This is a genomic window from Kribbella sp. NPDC051952 (genome assembly GCF_040680855.1).
Taxonomy (GTDB): Bacteria; Actinomycetota; Actinomycetes; order Propionibacteriales; family Kribbellaceae; genus Kribbella.
Genome location: NZ_JBFAXQ010000015.1, coordinates 195,407 through 212,498 on the forward strand (window position 1 = coordinate 195,407; position 17,092 = coordinate 212,498).

A 17,092-nucleotide genomic window follows, 5' to 3' on the forward strand; every position below is an offset into this window, starting at 1 on the left:
ACCGCCGACGAGAACCCAGGAGCCGGCGGACCGCCGGCGATCAGTCGTGCTCGAAGTCGGCCAGGATTTCGGCGAGGAAGGGCTTGGCGCCGCTGACTGCTTCGGGGTTGCGGGTTCGGTAGTAGGGGATGGCGATGAGGGTCAGGGACAGAGCCCAGGCGCGGGCTCGGGCCCACGTGTCGTGGTCTACCTCTAGGGCTTCGCGGAAGGCCTGTCGGGCTGGGCCTTCGAAGGTGTACCAGGCAGCCAGAAGGTCGCCGGCGGGGTCTGCGGCTCGCGCCGTACCGAAGTCGATCACGGCGGAAAGCTTGCCGTCGGCTACCAAGAGGTTGCCCGGCATCAGGTCGCCGTGGATCCAGGTCGGCGTACCGTCCCAGGTGTCCGAGGCCAGGGAGATCTCCCAGGCCTCCAGTAGCGGTGCGGTGTCGAAATCGTCGCGCAGCTCGTCGAGTGCCTCGCGGAACATCTCGTCGCGCGGCGCTAACGGCGTACCGCGTTCGAACGGATCGTCCGACGGCACCGGAGCTCCCGTCGTATCGACCTTCTGCAGCGCCCGGATGAACCCAGCCAACTCCCGCGCCGCCTCCGACGGGTCAGCCGGCTCGGTCGCCTCGTAGGAATCGCCGTCCAGCCAGCGGTACACGCCCCAGGTGAAGGGATAACCGGCGCCCGGTACGCCGAGTTCCAGCGGCTCCGGAATCGCGAGCGGCACGTGCGGCGCCAACCGGGGCATCCAGGTCAGGTCGTTCTCCACCTGCCCCTGGTTCCGCTCCGTCCGAGGCAGGCGCACCGAGAGTTCGTCCCCCACGCGGAACGTCACGTTGTCGGTCCCCGACGCGTCCACCACCCGCACCGGCAGCCCGTCCCACTGCGGAAACTGCTCGCCGATCAACCGCCGTATTAACGACGCGTCGATATCCACCTCATCGTCATGCAACTTCGCCACATCCGCCACGCCCCGCAGCCTGACACCCACCCCACCCCACATCAACCCATTTCACGACCCGTCAAACCTAGGCACGGTCCAACACTCACGGATTGCTCCCCGGGAACATCCCTGAGAGGTGACCCTGGATGCTGGCTGACGGATGTCATGGGTGGGTCGTGACGGGCGATCCAGGGGGTGGGCGGCGGATCCCGAGAAGCTTTAGGTATGACGACAACTACAGCGGTCAGCCTGCGGGGTGTGACCAAGAAGTATGGGGCGGTGCAGGCCGTCGCCGGGGTGGATCTGACCATCCGGGCCGGCGAGGTGGTGGCGTTGCTGGGGCCCAACGGAGCCGGCAAGTCGACCACGATCGAGATGCTGCTGGGTCTGGTGAAGCCGGATCAGGGCACCGTCCAGGTGTACGACGGAACGCCGACGGACGCGATCACCGCGGGACAGGTCGGCGTGATGCTGCAGAGCGGCGGCATCATCGAGGACGCCAAGGTTGGCGAGCTCCTCAACCTGGTAGCCGGCCTGCACAAGAACCCGATGCCCGTCCAGGAGGCCCTCGAGCGGGCCGGTATCGCCGACCTGACCGGGCGGACGATGAAGGCGCTGTCCGGCGGTCAGAAGCAGCGGGTGCGGTTCGCGATGGCGATCATCCCGCAGCCGGATCTGATCGTGCTGGACGAGCCGACCACCGGGATGGACGTCGAGGCCCGGCGTGACTTCTGGGCGTCGATGCACGCCGAGACCGCCCGCGGCCGCACGGTCCTGTTCGCGACCCATTACCTGGAAGAGGCCGACGCGTACGCCGACCGCGTCGTACTGATGCGCTCCGGCAAGGTCGTTGCCGACGGCACCGCCGCGCAGATCAAGGCGAGCGTGTCCGGCCGAAAGATCCGCGCGACCGTCCCTGGCGCCGACCTGGCGGCCCTCGCGTCGCTCGCCGGCGTACGGAACGTCGAGACCCGCGGGGACGTCGTCCTGCTGCAGTGCGCCAACTCCGACGACGTACTGCGCTATCTGCTGGACAACACCCGAGCCCACGACATCGAAGTGACTTCCGCCGACCTCGAGGACGCCGTCCTCGCGATCAGTGCAGAGCAGGAGAGCCTGGCATGAACCGCGACTACCTGATGTTCGATATCCGCCGCATTCTGCGCAACCGGCGGGTGATGATCTTCTCGATCCTGATGCCGCTGGTCCTGTTCCTGATCTTCGGCCTGACCATCCCGCAGGACGCCAACGAGGCGGGGATCTCCGCGATCGCCTACGTGATGGTGAGTATGGCGATGTTCGGCTCGATGTCCGCCGCGATGAGCAGCGGCGGCGTGATTGCGACCGAACGCGACGGCGGCTGGAACCGGACGCTCCGGCTCACCCCGCTGAAGCCGCAGGCGTACGTCGTCAACAAGGTGATCCTCTCGCTCCTGCTGGCGATCCCGCCGCTCGTCGTGGTCTTCCTCTGCGGCATGACCTTCGGTCACGTGCACCTCAGCCTGGCCCAGTGGCTGACCGTCGCGCTGGTGTCCTGGCTGGGCGCCCTGCCGTTCGCCGCGATCGGCCTGGTCATCGGGTACGTCGCCAAGCCGGACAGCGTGCAGCCGATCACCGGACTGAGCACGATGCTGATCGCGGCCTTCGGCGGACTGTGGTTGCCGGTCGACCAGATGCCGTCCGTGATGAAGCACATCGCCCAACTGACCCCGGCGTACTGGACCGGGCAGACCTCCCGCAGCGCACTGACGCAGAGCGGTCTGGACACCCACGCACTGCTGGTGGTGCTCGGCTGGACCGTCGTACTCGGCTTCATCGGACTGCGCCGGTACCAGGCCGACACCGCGCGGGCCTGAGCCCCGCACGCTGCCGAGGGGCATTACCGTGAAGCTCATGAAGAGGACGCCAACCCTGCTGGAAGGAGTGGCCCGGCGGGAGGACTCCGGCCCCGGCCGGTGGGGTTGGCTGGCGGCCGGGATCTGGCTGTTCTACCTGTACCAGCCGTTCCAGGAGATCTACCAGACCCAGCGCGGCGCGATGCGGGTCTTGGGGCTGGCGACGGTCGTCCTCTTCGCGCTCTCGTACCTCGGCTTCTTCGGCTGGATCCGCTGGGTCGGCATGGGGATCGGCTCGCTGCCGGCCTGGCAGCGACTCATCTATCTGGGCGGCATGCTCGTCCTGTGCCTGCTGATGCTGCCGACGGCGGGTCAGAAGGCCCTGACCTGCCTGGTCTATATCGCCTCGGTCGCGATGATGGCGCTCGAACTCCGGCTCGCCGTCGGGATCGTCGCCGTACTGCTGGGTGGCGCCGAGCTCTCGATGCGGATCGTGCCGGGCTGGACCGACGACGGCAGCTACGGGTTCGCGATCTTCCTCGGCGCGCTGGCCGTGTTCGGGCTGCGGCGGGCGGTACAGCGAAGTATCGAGCTGGCCGCGACCCGGGAGGACATGGCCAAGCTGGCCGTCCAGGAGGAGCGGAACCGGTTCGCCCGCGACCTGCACGACATTCTCGGCCACTCGCTGACCGTGATCACGGTCAAGGCGGAGCTGGCCGGCCGTCTGATCAGCGCCCATCCGGATCGGGCCGCCGCCGAGGTGGCCGATGTGGAGAGCCTGGCCCGCGCGGCCCTCGCCGATGTCCGGGCCGCCGTCGCGGGCTACCGGGAGCTGAGTCTCGCGGGCGAGATCGTGGCGGCCCGCGCCGCGCTGCAGGCGGCTGAGATCAAGGCCGACCTTCCGACCACGATGGACGAGGTCCCGGAGGAGAACCGGGAGTTGTTCGCCTGGGTCGTCCGGGAGGGCATCACGAACGTCGTACGCCACTCGGGCGCGAAGAAGTGCACGATCCGGATCAGCGCCCGCCTGATCGAGGTCATCGACGATGGGAAGGGCCCGACACCCGGCGGCGGCGCGTCCGGTCACGGGCTCGTCGGGCTGCGCGAGCGGGCGGACCAAGCCGGCGCGAGTGTCCAGGTCGGACAGGCGGATGGCGGCGGATTCCGGCTGGCTGTCAAGGTAGGCACGTGAGCATTCGACTGTTGATCGCCGACGACCAGGCGCTGGTTCGCGGAGCGCTGGCCGCGCTGTTGGACCTCGAGCCCGACCTCGAGGTGGTCTCGGAGGTCGGCCGCGGTGACGAGGTGATCGACGCCGCGAAGGCGTCCAAGCCGGATGTCGCGCTGCTCGATGTCGAGATGCCAGGACTCGACGGGATCGAGGCCGCCGCCGCGCTGCGAACCGCCGTACCGGGGGTTCGCGTGCTGATGGTGACCACCTTCGGCCGGCCCGGCTACCTGCGCCGCGCGATGGAGGCCGGCGCGGCCGGATTCGTCGTGAAGGACACGCCCGCGACCCAGCTCGCGGACGCGGTACGGCGGGTGCACCAGGGGCTGCGCGTGGTCGACCCGTCACTCGCCGCCGAGACTCTGGTCGCGGGGACGAGCCCGCTGACCGGCCGGGAGTCCGACGTACTGCGGGCCGCTCGCGAAGGCGGCACGGTCGCCGACATCGCGAAGGAGCTCCACCTCTCCGAAGGCACCGTCCGCAACCACCTCTCCGCCGCCATCGGCAAGACCGGCGCCCGTACCCGGGCCGAAGCCGCTCGGATCGCCCAGGACAACGGGTGGCTGTAGCCGGGGGAAGCTTTCCTGAGTTCTGACCTGGCTCTAGGGTGTGAGCTGGGGAGGAAATATGTCGATCGAGCAATTCAGTGTTCGGGGGCGGTTGGCAGACACCGGCGAGGGGATCACCGGTGACGAGTTGCAACTCGCGGCACGCAACCACGGGATCCCGCTGGAGACTCTGCGGTACGACGTGACGCCACCCGGACTGCACTACGTCCTGGTCCACTACGACATCCCGGCGACGAACGCCGCCACCTGGCGACTCACCGTCGACGGATGCGTCGAGCAACCGTTGTCGTTCGGGCTGACCGAGTTGCGGGCGATGGGACGCCGTACGGTCCGGGTGACTTTGGAGTGCGCGGGCAACGGCCGGGCCTCGTTACAACCGCGGCCGATCAGCCAGCCGTGGCTCACCGAAGCCGTCGGTACGGCGGAGTGGACCGGCGTGCTGCTGTCCGATCTGCTCCGGGCCGCCGGGATCCGTGAGGATGCCAAGGACGTGGTCTTCACCGGCGCCGATCACGGGGTCGAGCGGGGCGTCGAGCAGGACTACCAGCGTGGACTGACGGTGGACGAGGCGATCGACTCCGGTGCGATCGTCGCATGGGAGATGAACGGTCAGCCGCTGCCACCGCAGCACGGGTACCCGCTGCGGCTCGTCGTACCCGGTTGGTACGGGATGGCGAGCGTGAAGTGGTTGCGGTCGATCGAGTTGATCGACCACACCTTCGACGGGTTCCAGAACTCGGTCGCGTACCTGATCCGCAAGGTCCCGGACGATCCCGGTACGCCGGTGACCCGGATCGAACCGCGGGCGCTGCTCGTGCCGCCGGGCTTCCCGGACTTCATGAGCCGGACCCGGTTCGTTGCCGCTGGCACCGTTCCGCTCTTCGGCCGGGCCTGGTCCGGCTGGGCCCCGATCGAACGGGTCGAGGTCAGCACGGACGCCGGCGTGAACTGGCACGAGGCCAAACTGGATGCCATCGGCAACGACGACTTCGCCTGGCGGGCCTTCGCCTACGACTGGGAGGCCACCCCCGGCGAACACGTGCTCACGGTCCGCGCGTACGACGCAAGTGGCCGTGAGCAACCAATCGAGGCAGAGTGGAACCGCGGCGGCTTCGCCAACAACACGGCCCAGCGGATCACGGTTCTGGTGACGTAACACCGCGTGTCGCTGGCCGTCTTCGCCGTACCCGCGTCACATCCTGGAGTGGTACACGGTCTCACTCCAGGAGTGGTGCGGTGAACGAACTGGGCCTTGAAGTCCACTTGCACGCGCGGGTCTTCCGGACCGCCGGCGAGTGGTACGCCGACATCGACGACGTGCTCGATCCACAGCCGGACAACCCGCTCTGGTGGGGTTCCTACAACTCCCAGCGAGCAGCCATCGACGCCGCGTGCGCGCGGATCGCGGCCATGCACCTGGCCCACCAGCAGGACTCACTCCGGCTCGTTGTGTGACTTCCCACCGACCCGGTACGGCGTGGTGACGCCCTCGTACATGAGGTGGGTCATCAGCCCCTCCGAAGCATGCGGGAGGTTGTGGCAGTGGTCCATCCAGACCCCCGGGTTGTCGGCGACGAACGCGATCTCGTAGGTCTCGTTGTTGCCGACCTCGAGCGTGTCGATCCACCAGGGTGACCCGGACGCGGCCACACCGTTGCGCGACAGCACGACCGCGTGGTGACCGTGCAGGTGCATCGGGTGCGCCTGACCACTCGTGTTGGAGATCTTCATCCGGACAATGTCGCCCTCGGCAACCATGTACATCGGTACGTCGGGGAACTTGTGCCCGTTGATCGTCCACCACAACCCCGGCATCCCGTCGAGGAACCCGGGCCGCCGCCCGATCCGGTACTCGAAATTCCGGTCCGCCTTGGCCGGGTCGAACCCGAGCGGCGCCGGCGTCCCGTACGTCAGCAGATCCACCGTCTCTCCCGGCAACTCCGCGGTCGGCCCATCTGCCGGCCCGACCCCCAGTGACGTCGTCGCCGCACCCGCGACCAGCCGCATCCCACCGGCGGGCACCACCGCCTCCAGGTCCACCCGAGCACCAGCGGCCAACGGGTACGCCGCGGTCGTCGGCGTCGCGCCGTGCACATCCTTCCCGTCGACAGCGACCACCTTGTACGGCGTGCCAAGCAGACCGACCCGCAGAATCGCGTTGTCGGTGTTGATCACCCGGACCCGCGCCGCCGTACCCGCGGGCAGGTCGACATGCTGGGTCCCCGTCCGGCCGTTGATCGTCCGCTTCCCGGCGAACGTATGGATCGCGGCCACGACCTCACCCGGCGTCTGCGGCGCGATCACGACCGGCCCGAACAGGCCGCCCTTGACCTCGTCGCTCGACACCTGATGCGAGTGGTACCAGTACGTCCCGGCCTGCTCCGCCTTGAACCGGTACACATGCTTCCCACCCACCGGTACGGCGTCCTGCGTCACCCCGGCTACACCGTCCTCGGCATTCGGTACGTCGATCCCGTGCCAGTGCAGCGTCGCTCCGTCGGGGACGTTCTCGTTCACCAGCGTCACCTGGACCAGGTCGCCGACCTTGGCCCGGATCAGCGGACCGGGCGAGGTCCCGTTGAGTGTGTAGCCGTCGACGGTCTCGCCACTGGCCAGCTGGAACTTCTGCTTCCGCGCAGTCAGGGTCACCGCGACATCCGGCGTACCCGTCTTCGGCCCGGTCAGGTCCGCGACGCTCGTGCTCATGTCCATGTTCATGCCGCCGTGGTTCGCGTGACCGTCGGTCGAGCCGCCGCCGTAGTCGGCGTACCCCATCTCGGTGGCGTTGTACTCGCCGGGGACGAGGCTGGTCACCCAGAGGTACCCCAGCGGCACGAGTACCGCCAGGGTGATCCCCAGAGCGACCAGCCGGCCCCATCGGCGCCGCGGTTTCGACTCAGCCACTGGTCACAGGCTGGTTGGGTACGGACGCCCTCCGTGCGGCTGTACTGGCCACACCTGCGATCGCCAGGCCGTTGAGGCCGTGCAGGATGCCGAGCGCCGGTAGTCCGAACGAGACGACCGCGAGGACGAACTGCAGCGCGACCAGCCCGACCACGATCCCGGCCAGCACCCGGCCCCGCGGCACGTCGGTCAGGAACGACACGATCAGGAAGATCAGCGCGAGCAGACCGATCACCGTACCGGCGATGCTGTGGTAGCTCTGGCCAAAGTTGCTGTAGTCCGCCCCGATCGACGTACCGTCGTCGGCGTCCTTGGAGATGGTGAACCCGGCCAGCGCGATCGACGCGATCTGCAGTACGACGGCAGCCGCGATCAGCAGGCCGAACACCCGGTAGACAGCCCTCATGCCCGACGCTCCATCCGCCGCTTCCGGACGATGACCACCGCGGCCACGATCAGCGCGAGCGGCAGGATCGGCGGATGCCCGCCACCCACCACGCACCCGATCGACGCCAGCACCCCGATCACGCCCAGCGCGATCAGCAACGGGAACGGAATCTTCCCGAACGGCCCACGCGCAGCCCAGTCGGGTCGCTTCGGACCACCCGGACCACCCGGGCCAGCCGCGTTCTGAGGTGCTGTCCACGGCGGCCGCTGCCAGCCCCACGGCCCGGCCCAAGCCTCGCCGGTCTCGTCCTTACGCTGGTGCTCACCGGGTAGATCGGCGAAGAGCGCGGTCAGGTCGTCCTGAGTCTTCGCCTGCAGGGCCTGGTCGATCCGCTCGGCGTGTTCCTCCGCGCTGATCCGGCCGGCTTCGTAGTGCTCGCCCAGACGCTTGACCGCGTCCTCGCGTTCGCTGTCGCCGATGCGGATCGGTCCGCCCGGCCTCTCGTCGTTCATGACACTCCTCGGTGCTCGTGGATCTGCAAGTGCACCAAGCGTGTCTTTCAAACCGCTGTCACCGCGTCGCCCGGGCGGCGACACCTCACCTACCCCCGGAGGAGCACACTGCACCACTGGACGCAGTACGGCGTACTCCCCCGGGCGTAGGCAGACCCCGGGGAAACCCTCAGGCGCTGGCTGAGAGGATCTTGTTCACATCGTTGTTGGCCTTCGCCAGCGACGGTGGTTCAGCCTCGAACGACATCACCGACTCCATCGCCGGCGTCATCACCGCGGTCACGTCGGCCGCGTTCGGATTGGCCGGGTACGGGAAGACGTCACCCGCCTCGACCGGTTCCAGGAACGGCGTGACGTCCCACCCGCTCTTCGCGAACGCCGCCTTGGCCGCCGGCATGCTCGCGGCCACCGCCGGGAACACCACCCCAGCCTTGGCGACGATGTCCTGCGCGGTCTGCGAGCCGAGGAACTTCACCCAGGCCCAGGACGCGTCCCGGCGGGTGGTGCCCGCCCAGATCGTGTCCGCCAGCCCGTTCATCATCGACATCCTCTTCCCGACGGGACCGATCGGCAGCCGGGCAAGCTTCGTCTTCACCTGCTTCAGGCCGGCGTACGTCGCCAGCATCCAGGACCCGTTCGGGGTCATCCCGTACTTCCCCGCACCGAAGCTCGTGGTCACGTCGACCCCGGACTTCGCCTGCGCGTACGTCGGCATGTACCCCTTGGTGATGAGTCCGCGCCACCACCCGATCGTGTCGGTGAACTTCGGGTCGCCGTAGAAGAACTTCGTCCCCCACGGTTCGCCCTCGGAGTACTTCCAGCCGTTGATCGCGGCGTACCAGCTCCAGCTGGTCTGACCGTCGCCGCCGCCGGCATCGGCGTACCCGAGTCCGTAGACCTTGACGTTGTCCTTGTCGAACCCGGGCTGGTCGCCGCGGCGGCCCTTGGCGTCCACCGTCAGCCGCCCGATGATCTTCTCGAGCGTGCCGCCGTCCTGCGGGTTCCACGTCATCGAGTTCAGCTGTTCGGTAGTGATCCCGGCCGCCTCGGTGAACGCGCTGTTGTAGAAGTAGACCTCGGTGTCGAAGTCCTTGGGCAGGCCGTACCGCTTGCCGTCGGCCCCGATCCAGCGATCCGCCAGCGTCTTCTGGTAGATGCCCAGGTCAATGTTGTCCCTGGCAACGTAGTCGTCGATCGGCAGGACCTGGCCCTTGTCCGCGAATAGCGGGTACTTCGACGAGTGCCCGGTGAACACGTCCGGCGCGGTGTCGGAGATGAACCCGGTCACCAGCTTGGACCAGTAGTCGTTCCACCCGTACTGCTCGATCTTCACGCTGTACTGCGGGTTCTGCTCGTGGAACACCTTGGCGCACTCGGTGTACATCGGCAGCTGCGCCGAGTCCCACAACCAGTAGATGACCTCACCCTCACCACGGGCGGTGGCACCGTTGTTGCACCCGGCCACCGCGGACGCGGCGAGCCCGGCCAGTCCTGCCTTCAGCAGGGTCCTTCTAGAGAGAGGTTTCATCATTTGATCCCTGAGAAGCCGATGGAGTTGGTGATCCGCTTCGCGAACGCCAGGAACAGCACGATCATCGGCAGCGCCGCGATCAGCGTCGCCGCCATCAGGCCGGCCCAGTCCGGACCACCCTGCGGTGTCTGCGAGCGGAAGACACCGAGCGCGACCGTCAGCACCCGGACGTTCTCCTGCTGACCGACCAGCAGCGGCCAGAAGTAGTCGTTCCACGAGTTGATGTAGGTCAGGATCGCCAGCGTGGCGATCGGCGCCGCGCTCATCGGGATGATGAGGCGGAAGAAGATCAGCCGGTGGCCGGCGCCGTCGATCATCGCCGCCTCCTCCAGCTCCCGGTTGATGCTGAGGAAGAACTGGCGCAGGAAGAAGATCGCGAACGGCGTCATGAACGCGCCCGGCAGGATGATGCCGGCGAAGCTGTTCAACAGCCCGAGGTTCTTGATCAGCACGAAGTTCGGCAGCGTGGTGAAGATCGGCGGCACCATCAGCGCGGCCAGGAACAGCGCGAACACCTTGTCGCGGCCGGGCCAGCGCAACCGCGCGAACGCGTACGCCGCCATCGCGCTGAAGAACACCTGGCACACGGTCGTCACCGTTGACACGACCAACGAGTTGCGCAGGTACAGCCAGAAGTTGACGGCTGCCCCGGAGCCACCCTGGGCCTGCGCCTCCTCGATCGTCGACAATCCGAGGACGCGCTTGAACGCACCGAGGGTCGACTCCACCGGTAGCAGTGAGCTCGGGTGACCGGGGAGCTGGGTGTTGTCGGAGAACGCCGTACGCAACATCCAGTAGAACGGGAACAGGGTGACGATCAGCAGCACGAACAACAAGGCCCAGGCAACGACCCGGCCGACGCTCAGGTCCTTTCTCATGCCAGATCACTCTCCTTGGCCCGCAGCAGCCGCAGCTGCAGCAACGAGACCACCGCGAGGATGGCGAACAGCACCAGAGCCATCGCCGAGGCGTACCCGAAGTCGAACCGGGTGAACGCCCGTTCGTAGATGTAGTAGTAGATGACCCGGGTCGCGTTGATCGGACCGCCCTGGGTGGTCACGGCGACCGTGTCGAAGATCTGGAACGAGCCGATCATGGTGACCACCAGGACCATCACCAGAACGGGCCGCAGCAGCGGCAACGTGATCCGCCAGAACGTCTTCCACTCGGTCGAGCCGTCCACTTCGGCCGCCTCGTACACGTACCCCGGGATCGTCTGCAGACCGGCGAACACCAGCAGGGCGGTGTAGCCCATGTGCCGCCAGACGTTGATGCCGGCAACAGTCGGGATGGCCCAGTGCGAGTCACCGAAGAACGCGACCGGGTCGATCCCGATCCAGGTGAGGCCCTGGTTCACGATGCCGACCTGGAAGTCGAGCATCCAGTACCAGACCAGCGCGACGACCACGTTCGCGACCAGGTACGGCAGCAGGATCGCCGCCCGGACCGTGATCGACTTGGTCAGCCGGTACATCAGCATCGCGATCCCGACCGCCAGGACCGTCTGTACGCCGATGTTGATCACGACGTACTCGACCGTGACGCCCAGCGCGTTCCAGAAGAAGCTGTCCTGGACCATCCGCCGGTAGTTGTCCAGCCCGTTGAACTGCGGCGCGGACAGCAGGCTGTACTCGGTGAAGCTCAGGTACGCGCCACGCAGCGTCGGCCAGATGTAGAACACGACGAAGCCGACGGTGGCGGGGGCGATGAAGATCATCGCGACCTTCAGGTCCCCCAGGTTTCGGCGCCGGCTTGGCGCCTTCGGATCCCCGCGACGGTGTTGCTGGCTCGGTGGTGCGTTGGTGGTCACGGTCACGGGGATCTCCTTCTCGTCGGCGATCGACCGGGTTAGTCGATCGCAGTCACGTCCAGCAAGATCGCGTTCTCCGGCCACTGCGCGGGGATCAGTACCCCGACCGAGGCCAGTGCGGCACCGTTCAGTTCCACCCCTCCACCGTTGGCCGACCAGGCCGCAGTCCGCGACTCGGGTCCGGGTGTCGCGATCTTGCTGACCCGGTACGTCCGGTTCGGGTCGAGCCCGGGCAGGCGAACCCGGCCGACGGCCGAGGTGACAGATTGGGTCAGTTGTACGGCGGCGTACACGGCCCCCCCGCCATCCGGCGAGACGACGCCGTGCAGCAGGAAGTCCTCCGGACCGCGGTCGGCGCGGACGACAGTGCCGGTGTGCAGCAGCGGCCGCAGTTCCTTGTGCAGTGCGACCCAGCCGGCCAGCTCGGCGCGTTCCTCGGCCGAAGCGGACGCGATGTCCCACTCGATGCCGAAGTGGCCGAACAGCGCGGTGATCGCGCGGAACGACAGCGCCTGGGTGCGACCGGTGGTGTGCGCCCGCGGCGGGCCGACGTGGCAGCCGATCAGCTCCGGCGGCAGCAGCAGCTGGGTGTAGCGCTGGATCTTCTGTCGCTCGAGTGCGTCGTTGCTGTCGCTGCCCCAGATCCGGTCGGTCCGCTCGAGGATGCCGAGGTCGACGCGGGCACCACCGGACGAGCACGACTCGATCTCGAGCCCCGGGTGCCGGCGCTTCAGTTCGTCGATCAGCCGGTACACGGCCAGGGTCTGCTCGTGGATCCCCGCCGTACCGGTCAACTGGTTGCCGCCATCAACGAAGTCGCGGTTGTGGTCCCACTTCAGGTACGCGATGTCGTACTCGGTCAGCAGGCTGTCGAGCCGCTCGAGGATGTAGTCGTACGCCGCCGGTACGCCGAGGTTCAGGCCCTGCTGGTGGCGCGCGGTCGGTGGCATCCGGTTGCCGGTGGCAAGGATCCAGTCCGGGTGCTCGCGGGCCAGGTCGGAGTCCGGGTTCACCATCTCCGGCTCGACCCAGAGCCCGAACTGCAGCCCGTGGCTCTTGACGTGATCCACCAGCGGGTGCAGGCCCTTCGGCCAGATCCCCTCGTCGACGTACCAGTCGCCGAGCCCGGCGTGGTCGTCGCGCCGGCCGCGGAACCAGCCGTCGTCCAGCACGAACCGCTCGGCCCCGACCTCGGCGGCCGCGTCCGCGAGCGCCTTCAGCTTGTCCAGATCCAGGTCGAAGTAGACGGCTTCCCAGGTGTTCAGTACGACGGGACGCTCGGTGTGCGGGTGGTTCGGCCGGGCCCGCAGGTACTCGTGGAACCGGGCGGACAGCCGGTCGAGGCCGACGCCGTACGAACCGTAGAGCCAGGGGGTGCTGTAGGTGCCCTCCGGCTGCACGCGACCCTCGCCGGGGAGGAGGAGCTCGCCGCCTCCGATGACGCCGTACCCGCTCATGCCGCGCTCGGCGTACGAACGGTGGTTGCCGCTCCAGGCGGTGTGCACGGCCCAGACCTCACCCGTGCCGAAGTCGAATCCCGGCGTACCGGCGATCAGCAGGAGGGTCGCGTCGGCGCCGGTGCGGCCGCGGCGGTTGTCGCGGATGTGCGCGCCCTGGGTGAACGCGTGCCGCTGTGGGTGGCGCTCACCGATGTGGCGGCCGGTCATGTCGAGCAGCTCGGTCGCCTCGGTCGGGACCGGCAACGCGAGCAGCAGACCATCAACCGTGTACGGCGTGGTGCCGGCGTTGGTCAGATCCGCCTTGGCCCGGACGAGACCCGAGTCCGTGAGCTCGATCGTGAGGCGGAGCTTGAGGCCGGCCTCCGAGTCCTCGGCGTCGACCTGCACGGTGTTGTCGGTCTGCGCGACCGCGGCCAACTGGAAGCTGGCGGAGAAGTCCTGGCCGTCGCGGTGACCGCTCAGGCCGGGAAGGCCGAACCAGCCGGCCGAGTACTCCGGCACGATCGCGATCGGGCGGTTGTCGTCGAGCCCGTTACCGTCCTGGACGGTACCGGCCCCACGCCTCAGTTCCAGCAGAGCGTCCTCGGTCAGCTCGCCCAGATCAGCACCCCAGTGCAGGACGGACGGGAGAGCCGGACCTGAGCAGTCCAGCACCAGACTGACCCCACGGGCCCGGAGCTGCAGCACCTCGATGTTCGACACTGTTGATTCACTCTGCTTTCTGATTGATTTCAGGACGGAACTATTTACCCCGCCAGCCTGGATGTCAATGCTTCACGAAGTTAAGTAAGTACCCTAAGGCTGTCACCGTCGTCAGAACAGAGCCCCGGGCAATCGCTGTCCCACGGCGCCGCGCTCAGTGCGACAGACGCGCCCGTACCAGCAAGTCGCGCAGCGCAGACTCAGAATCCGGCCGGTCGGTCAGCGTGCCGACCACCTCGGCCGCCGGCAGGACGCGTACGCCGCGCAGGTCCACATCCAAGTCACGGGACGGCAAGCCGTACAGGTGAGCCCCGGAGACCGTCCGAGGCGTCCGTGTCCAGCCCGAACGCCCGCGATCCCACCACCCCGTAGATCGTGTGCGCCAGCACCAGACGGTCGCCGTCCGGCTGGTCATCGTTGCATCCCGTGGGCCAGCTATTGACAGATTTTTCTGTCAATAGGAGATTGAGGGGATGCTGAGGTACGTCGAGGAGCCCGAGAAGGTGCGGTTGGCGTTGTCGCCGATCCGGCGGCGGCTGCTCGCGTTGCTCCGGGAGCCCTCGTCGGCGACCCAACTCGCGGCGACGCTCGAGCTGCCGCGGCAACGGGTGAACTACCACCTCCGCGAGCTGGAGAAGGCCGGTCTGGTCGAGCTCGTCGAGGAGAGGCAGCGGCGTGGGTTCACCGAGCGGATCCTGCGCGCGTCGGCCTCGCTCGTGGTCGATCCCACCGTGATGGGCCGGGCGTTCACCCAGATCCAGGACCAGTACGCCGCGGAGCAACTGGTCGACGTGGCCGCGGCGACCGTGCGGGACGTGGCCCGGATGCAGACCGCGGCCGACGCCGCGGACAAGCGGCTGCTGACGTTCACCCTCGAGGCGGAGGTGCGGTTCGCCGAGCCAGGCGACGTACACCGCTTCACCGACGCGTTGACCGAGGCCGTGCGGCAGGTGGTCGAGCAGTTCGACGCCGAGGACGGACGGCCCTACCGACTGATCGCGGGCGGTCATCCGGCTCCCCGCCGTACCGAAGGAGAATCATGACCGAGAAGACACCACAGATCGTGGTGACCGTGGCGGCGCCGGTGGAGGCGGTCTGGCAGGCGCTGCGGGAGAAGGAGAAGATCCGGCACTGGCACGGCTGGGAGTACGAGGGCACCTCGGGCGGGCTGGACGAGGAGATCGACCTCATCTACTTCACCCGGGCCGTCGAGGACGGTACGACGCTGACCCTCGGCGACGGCGACCGCTTCGTGGTCGAGCCGGTCGAGGGTGGGTCACGGATCACGCTGACCCGGGCGCCGCACGGTGCGAACCCGGAGTGGGAGGCGTACTACGACGACATCACCGAGGGCTGGACGACGTTCCTGCACCAGCTGGGGTTCGCGCTGGAGCAGCACCCGAGCGAGGTTCGGCGGACGCTGTTCTACTCCGGCACCGGCGCGCTCTCGCCGATCACCGAACTGGGGATCTCCCCGGGCCCTGCCGGCAGCTCCTACGAGCTCGACCTGATCGGCGAGCAGGCGAAGGGGCAGGTCTGGTACACCTCCGAGCACCAGATCGGCCTCACGGTCGATGCCTGGGGCAACGGTCTCCTGGTGCTCAGCCACATCCCGCCGGGCGACGTCAAACCTGACGGCGCCACGATGGCGGTCCTGACGCTGTACGGCGACGTCGACCGGGAGGCGCTGGACGCGCGCTGGACCACTTGGTGGCGCTCGCGCTACCCGGAGGAACTGAACCTCGAGGGCTGACCCCGGACGCCTAACACTCATCAACTGCGCTTAGGACGCCCGCCCCAGCGTGGACGCCGCTCGGAAAGTGCACTTGGTGAGTGCTGGCGGTTCGCAGCACCAGCTGACACGGCGGTGACACGGCGGTGACAGGGCGCAAAGATGTCAGCACTCTCGGTCTACCGGAGCGGGTTACCGGGAAGTACATTTCTGCCGACGGTGATCGGGTGGGGGGATCCTCACGATCACCGACCTCCGGCGAGAGAGGCCTTCCGGGTGCTTACTCCTAACTCCGCTTTTCCGTCTTGGCGTCGAGTTTCCTTGATCCTTGCGCTCTCCATGACCGGGCTCGGCCTGGTCGCATCCCCCGCGATGGCCGACGGCCCCGGGTCCGGTACGCCGTACGTCGTCACCGTCGGCGACTCCTACATCTCGGGTGAGGCCGGCCGCTGGGCCGGTAGCTCGAACAACTCCGAAGCACCGGCCGACGCGCTCGGTGCGCACGCCTATCACGACAACGCGAGCGGTACCGCCGAGCAGATCCCGAAGTGCCACCGCAGCCAGTCCGCGGAGGCGTTCATCGGCGGCGGCGTCGGCGGGCTGAACCTGGCCTGCTCCGGCGCCCAGACCACGACCGGTACTGGCGACAACTTCAAGCCGGGTATCGACTTCTACGACAACGGCGCCGGCGACATCGGCCAGGCGAAGATGCTGCAGCAGTTCGCGACCGGTCACAACGTCAAGCAGGTGGTCGTGTCGATCGGTGGCAACGACTTCAACTTCGCGGCGATCGTGACGTCGTGCGTGACCGACTTCCTGACGTCTCCGGAGTGGCTGCCGAACTACTGTCGCGACGACTCGTCGGTGGTCAACAACTTCACCTCCGCCAACGTCACCGCCGTACGCGGCCGGATCGCCACCGCGTTCCAGAACGTCCGCACCGCGATGCGCAACGCCGGGTACGGCGACGACGCGTGGACTCTGGTGGTGCAGACATACCCGTCGCCGATCCCGGCCAGCAGCGGGTTCAGGTACGGCCAGTCCGGCTACGGCCGGCAGAACGTCGGCGGCTGCGGCTTCTGGAACGCGGATGCCGACTGGGCCAACAACACCGCCCTCGTCACCATCAACAACACCGTCCGCGCCGCGATGAGCGAGTCCGGCCTGACCAACACCCGCCTGCTCGAACTGCAGTCCGCCTTCAACGGCAGGCGCCTCTGCGAGAACACCGTCGGCCTCTACGAAGAGGTCGGCCTGTCCTCCTGGACCCAACCGACCGCCGTCGACAAGACCGAGTGGATCAACCAGATCCGCACGGTCACCACAGTCGGCTCGAACTACTACATCCAGGAATCCCTCCACCCCAACTACTGGGCCCAACTGGCTCTCCGCTCCTGCGGCGCCGACACCTTCTTGTCCGACTTCTGCCACGGCTGGCCGGTCGGGACGAAGATCACCTCGTCCAGATCGAAGTACGCCTGGACCTCGCTGGC

Annotated in this window: 17 protein-coding genes and 1 pseudogene; 8 read left to right on the forward strand and 10 right to left on the reverse strand. The window is 67.8% G+C overall.

The window, feature by feature from the left end:
• Positions 1 to 40: 40 nt before the first annotated feature.
• Positions 41 to 955 carry an aminoglycoside phosphotransferase family protein gene (locus AB0L70_RS26795; RefSeq protein ID WP_363688751.1) on the reverse strand — a complete coding sequence of 305 codons (915 nt, stop codon included), beginning with the start codon at positions 953 to 955 and terminating at the stop codon, positions 41 to 43.
• Positions 956 to 1,153: 198 nt separating this feature from the next.
• Here AB0L70_RS26795 and AB0L70_RS26800 point away from each other — a divergent pair, with 198 nt between their 5' ends.
• From AB0L70_RS26800 to AB0L70_RS26825, 6 genes are all read left to right on the forward strand, one after another.
• Positions 1,154 to 2,053, forward strand: a complete 900-nt coding sequence (locus tag AB0L70_RS26800) for an ABC transporter ATP-binding protein (protein ID WP_363688753.1) — start codon at positions 1,154 to 1,156, stop codon at positions 2,051 to 2,053.
• Positions 2,050 to 2,784: an ABC transporter permease gene (locus AB0L70_RS26805; protein WP_363688756.1), complete on the forward strand. Its 735-nt coding sequence runs from the start codon at positions 2,050 to 2,052 to the stop codon at positions 2,782 to 2,784. Before AB0L70_RS26800 ends, AB0L70_RS26805 begins: the two co-directional genes overlap by 4 nt.
• Before the next feature lie 37 nt (positions 2,785 to 2,821).
• Complete coding sequence (locus AB0L70_RS26810; RefSeq protein WP_363688758.1) at positions 2,822 to 3,955, forward strand: sensor histidine kinase; 1,134 nt, start codon at positions 2,822 to 2,824, stop codon at positions 3,953 to 3,955.
• Entirely contained in the window at positions 3,952 to 4,560 is a 609-nt protein-coding gene (locus AB0L70_RS26815; RefSeq protein ID WP_363688760.1) for a response regulator transcription factor, read from the forward strand. The genes AB0L70_RS26810 and AB0L70_RS26815 overlap by 4 nt, the downstream gene beginning before the upstream one ends.
• Before the next feature lie 58 nt (positions 4,561 to 4,618).
• Positions 4,619 to 5,716 carry a sulfite oxidase gene (locus AB0L70_RS26820; RefSeq protein WP_363688762.1) on the forward strand — a complete coding sequence of 366 codons (1,098 nt, stop codon included), beginning with the start codon at positions 4,619 to 4,621 and terminating at the stop codon, positions 5,714 to 5,716.
• Positions 5,717 to 5,796: 80 nt separating this feature from the next.
• A complete protein-coding gene (locus AB0L70_RS26825) occupies positions 5,797 to 6,015 on the forward strand; it encodes a hypothetical protein (RefSeq protein ID WP_363688764.1) in 219 nt (72 codons plus the stop codon).
• Here AB0L70_RS26825 and AB0L70_RS26830 read toward each other — a convergent pair.
• The 8 genes from AB0L70_RS26830 to AB0L70_RS26865 all read right to left on the reverse strand — a co-directional run bounded on the left by AB0L70_RS26830 (position 5,995) and on the right by AB0L70_RS26865 (position 14,162).
• Positions 5,995 to 7,464 carry a multicopper oxidase family protein gene (locus AB0L70_RS26830; protein ID WP_363688766.1) on the reverse strand — a complete coding sequence of 490 codons (1,470 nt, stop codon included), beginning with the start codon at positions 7,462 to 7,464 and terminating at the stop codon, positions 5,995 to 5,997. The genes AB0L70_RS26825 and AB0L70_RS26830 overlap by 21 nt on opposite strands.
• Positions 7,457 to 7,870: a hypothetical protein gene (locus tag AB0L70_RS26835; RefSeq protein ID WP_363688768.1), complete on the reverse strand. Its 414-nt coding sequence runs from the start codon at positions 7,868 to 7,870 to the stop codon at positions 7,457 to 7,459. The genes AB0L70_RS26830 and AB0L70_RS26835 overlap by 8 nt, the downstream gene beginning before the upstream one ends.
• Positions 7,867 to 8,364 carry a DUF1707 domain-containing protein gene (locus AB0L70_RS26840; RefSeq protein ID WP_363688770.1) on the reverse strand — a complete coding sequence of 166 codons (498 nt, stop codon included), beginning with the start codon at positions 8,362 to 8,364 and terminating at the stop codon, positions 7,867 to 7,869. Before AB0L70_RS26840 ends, AB0L70_RS26835 begins: the two co-directional genes overlap by 4 nt.
• A gap of 169 nt (positions 8,365 to 8,533) precedes the next feature.
• Positions 8,534 to 9,892, reverse strand: coding sequence for an extracellular solute-binding protein (locus AB0L70_RS26845; protein ID WP_363688772.1), 1,359 nt, complete (start codon positions 9,890 to 9,892; stop codon positions 8,534 to 8,536).
• Positions 9,892 to 10,773 carry a carbohydrate ABC transporter permease gene (locus tag AB0L70_RS26850; RefSeq protein WP_363688774.1) on the reverse strand — a complete coding sequence of 294 codons (882 nt, stop codon included), beginning with the start codon at positions 10,771 to 10,773 and terminating at the stop codon, positions 9,892 to 9,894. The genes AB0L70_RS26845 and AB0L70_RS26850 overlap by 1 nt, the downstream gene beginning before the upstream one ends.
• Positions 10,770 to 11,711, reverse strand: coding sequence for a sugar ABC transporter permease (locus tag AB0L70_RS26855; protein WP_363688776.1), 942 nt, complete (start codon positions 11,709 to 11,711; stop codon positions 10,770 to 10,772). The genes AB0L70_RS26850 and AB0L70_RS26855 overlap by 4 nt, the downstream gene beginning before the upstream one ends.
• A gap of 32 nt (positions 11,712 to 11,743) precedes the next feature.
• The gene (locus tag AB0L70_RS26860; RefSeq protein WP_363688778.1) at positions 11,744 to 13,867 is read right to left on the reverse strand and encodes an alpha-galactosidase; all 2,124 of its coding nucleotides are present in this window, start codon (positions 13,865 to 13,867) and stop codon (positions 11,744 to 11,746) included.
• Between the two features lie 154 nt (positions 13,868 to 14,021).
• A complete protein-coding gene (locus tag AB0L70_RS26865) occupies positions 14,022 to 14,162 on the reverse strand; it encodes a hypothetical protein (protein WP_363688780.1) in 141 nt (46 codons plus the stop codon).
• A gap of 178 nt (positions 14,163 to 14,340) precedes the next feature.
• On the opposite strand from AB0L70_RS26865, the gene AB0L70_RS26870 reads away from it, so the two are divergent.
• Together AB0L70_RS26870 and AB0L70_RS26875 are read left to right on the forward strand one after the other, a co-directional pair.
• Positions 14,341 to 14,910, forward strand: a complete 570-nt coding sequence (locus tag AB0L70_RS26870; RefSeq protein ID WP_363688782.1) for a helix-turn-helix domain-containing protein — start codon at positions 14,341 to 14,343, stop codon at positions 14,908 to 14,910.
• The gene (locus tag AB0L70_RS26875) at positions 14,907 to 15,620 is read left to right on the forward strand and encodes an SRPBCC domain-containing protein (RefSeq protein WP_363688784.1); all 714 of its coding nucleotides are present in this window, start codon (positions 14,907 to 14,909) and stop codon (positions 15,618 to 15,620) included. The genes AB0L70_RS26870 and AB0L70_RS26875 overlap by 4 nt, the downstream gene beginning before the upstream one ends.
• 1,367 nt (positions 15,621 to 16,987) lie before the next feature.
• On the opposite strand, the pseudogene AB0L70_RS26880 reads toward AB0L70_RS26875, so the two are convergent.
• Positions 16,988 to 17,092 (reverse strand): annotated as a pseudogene (locus AB0L70_RS26880) (nicotinic acid mononucleotide adenylyltransferase); the annotation flags it as partial.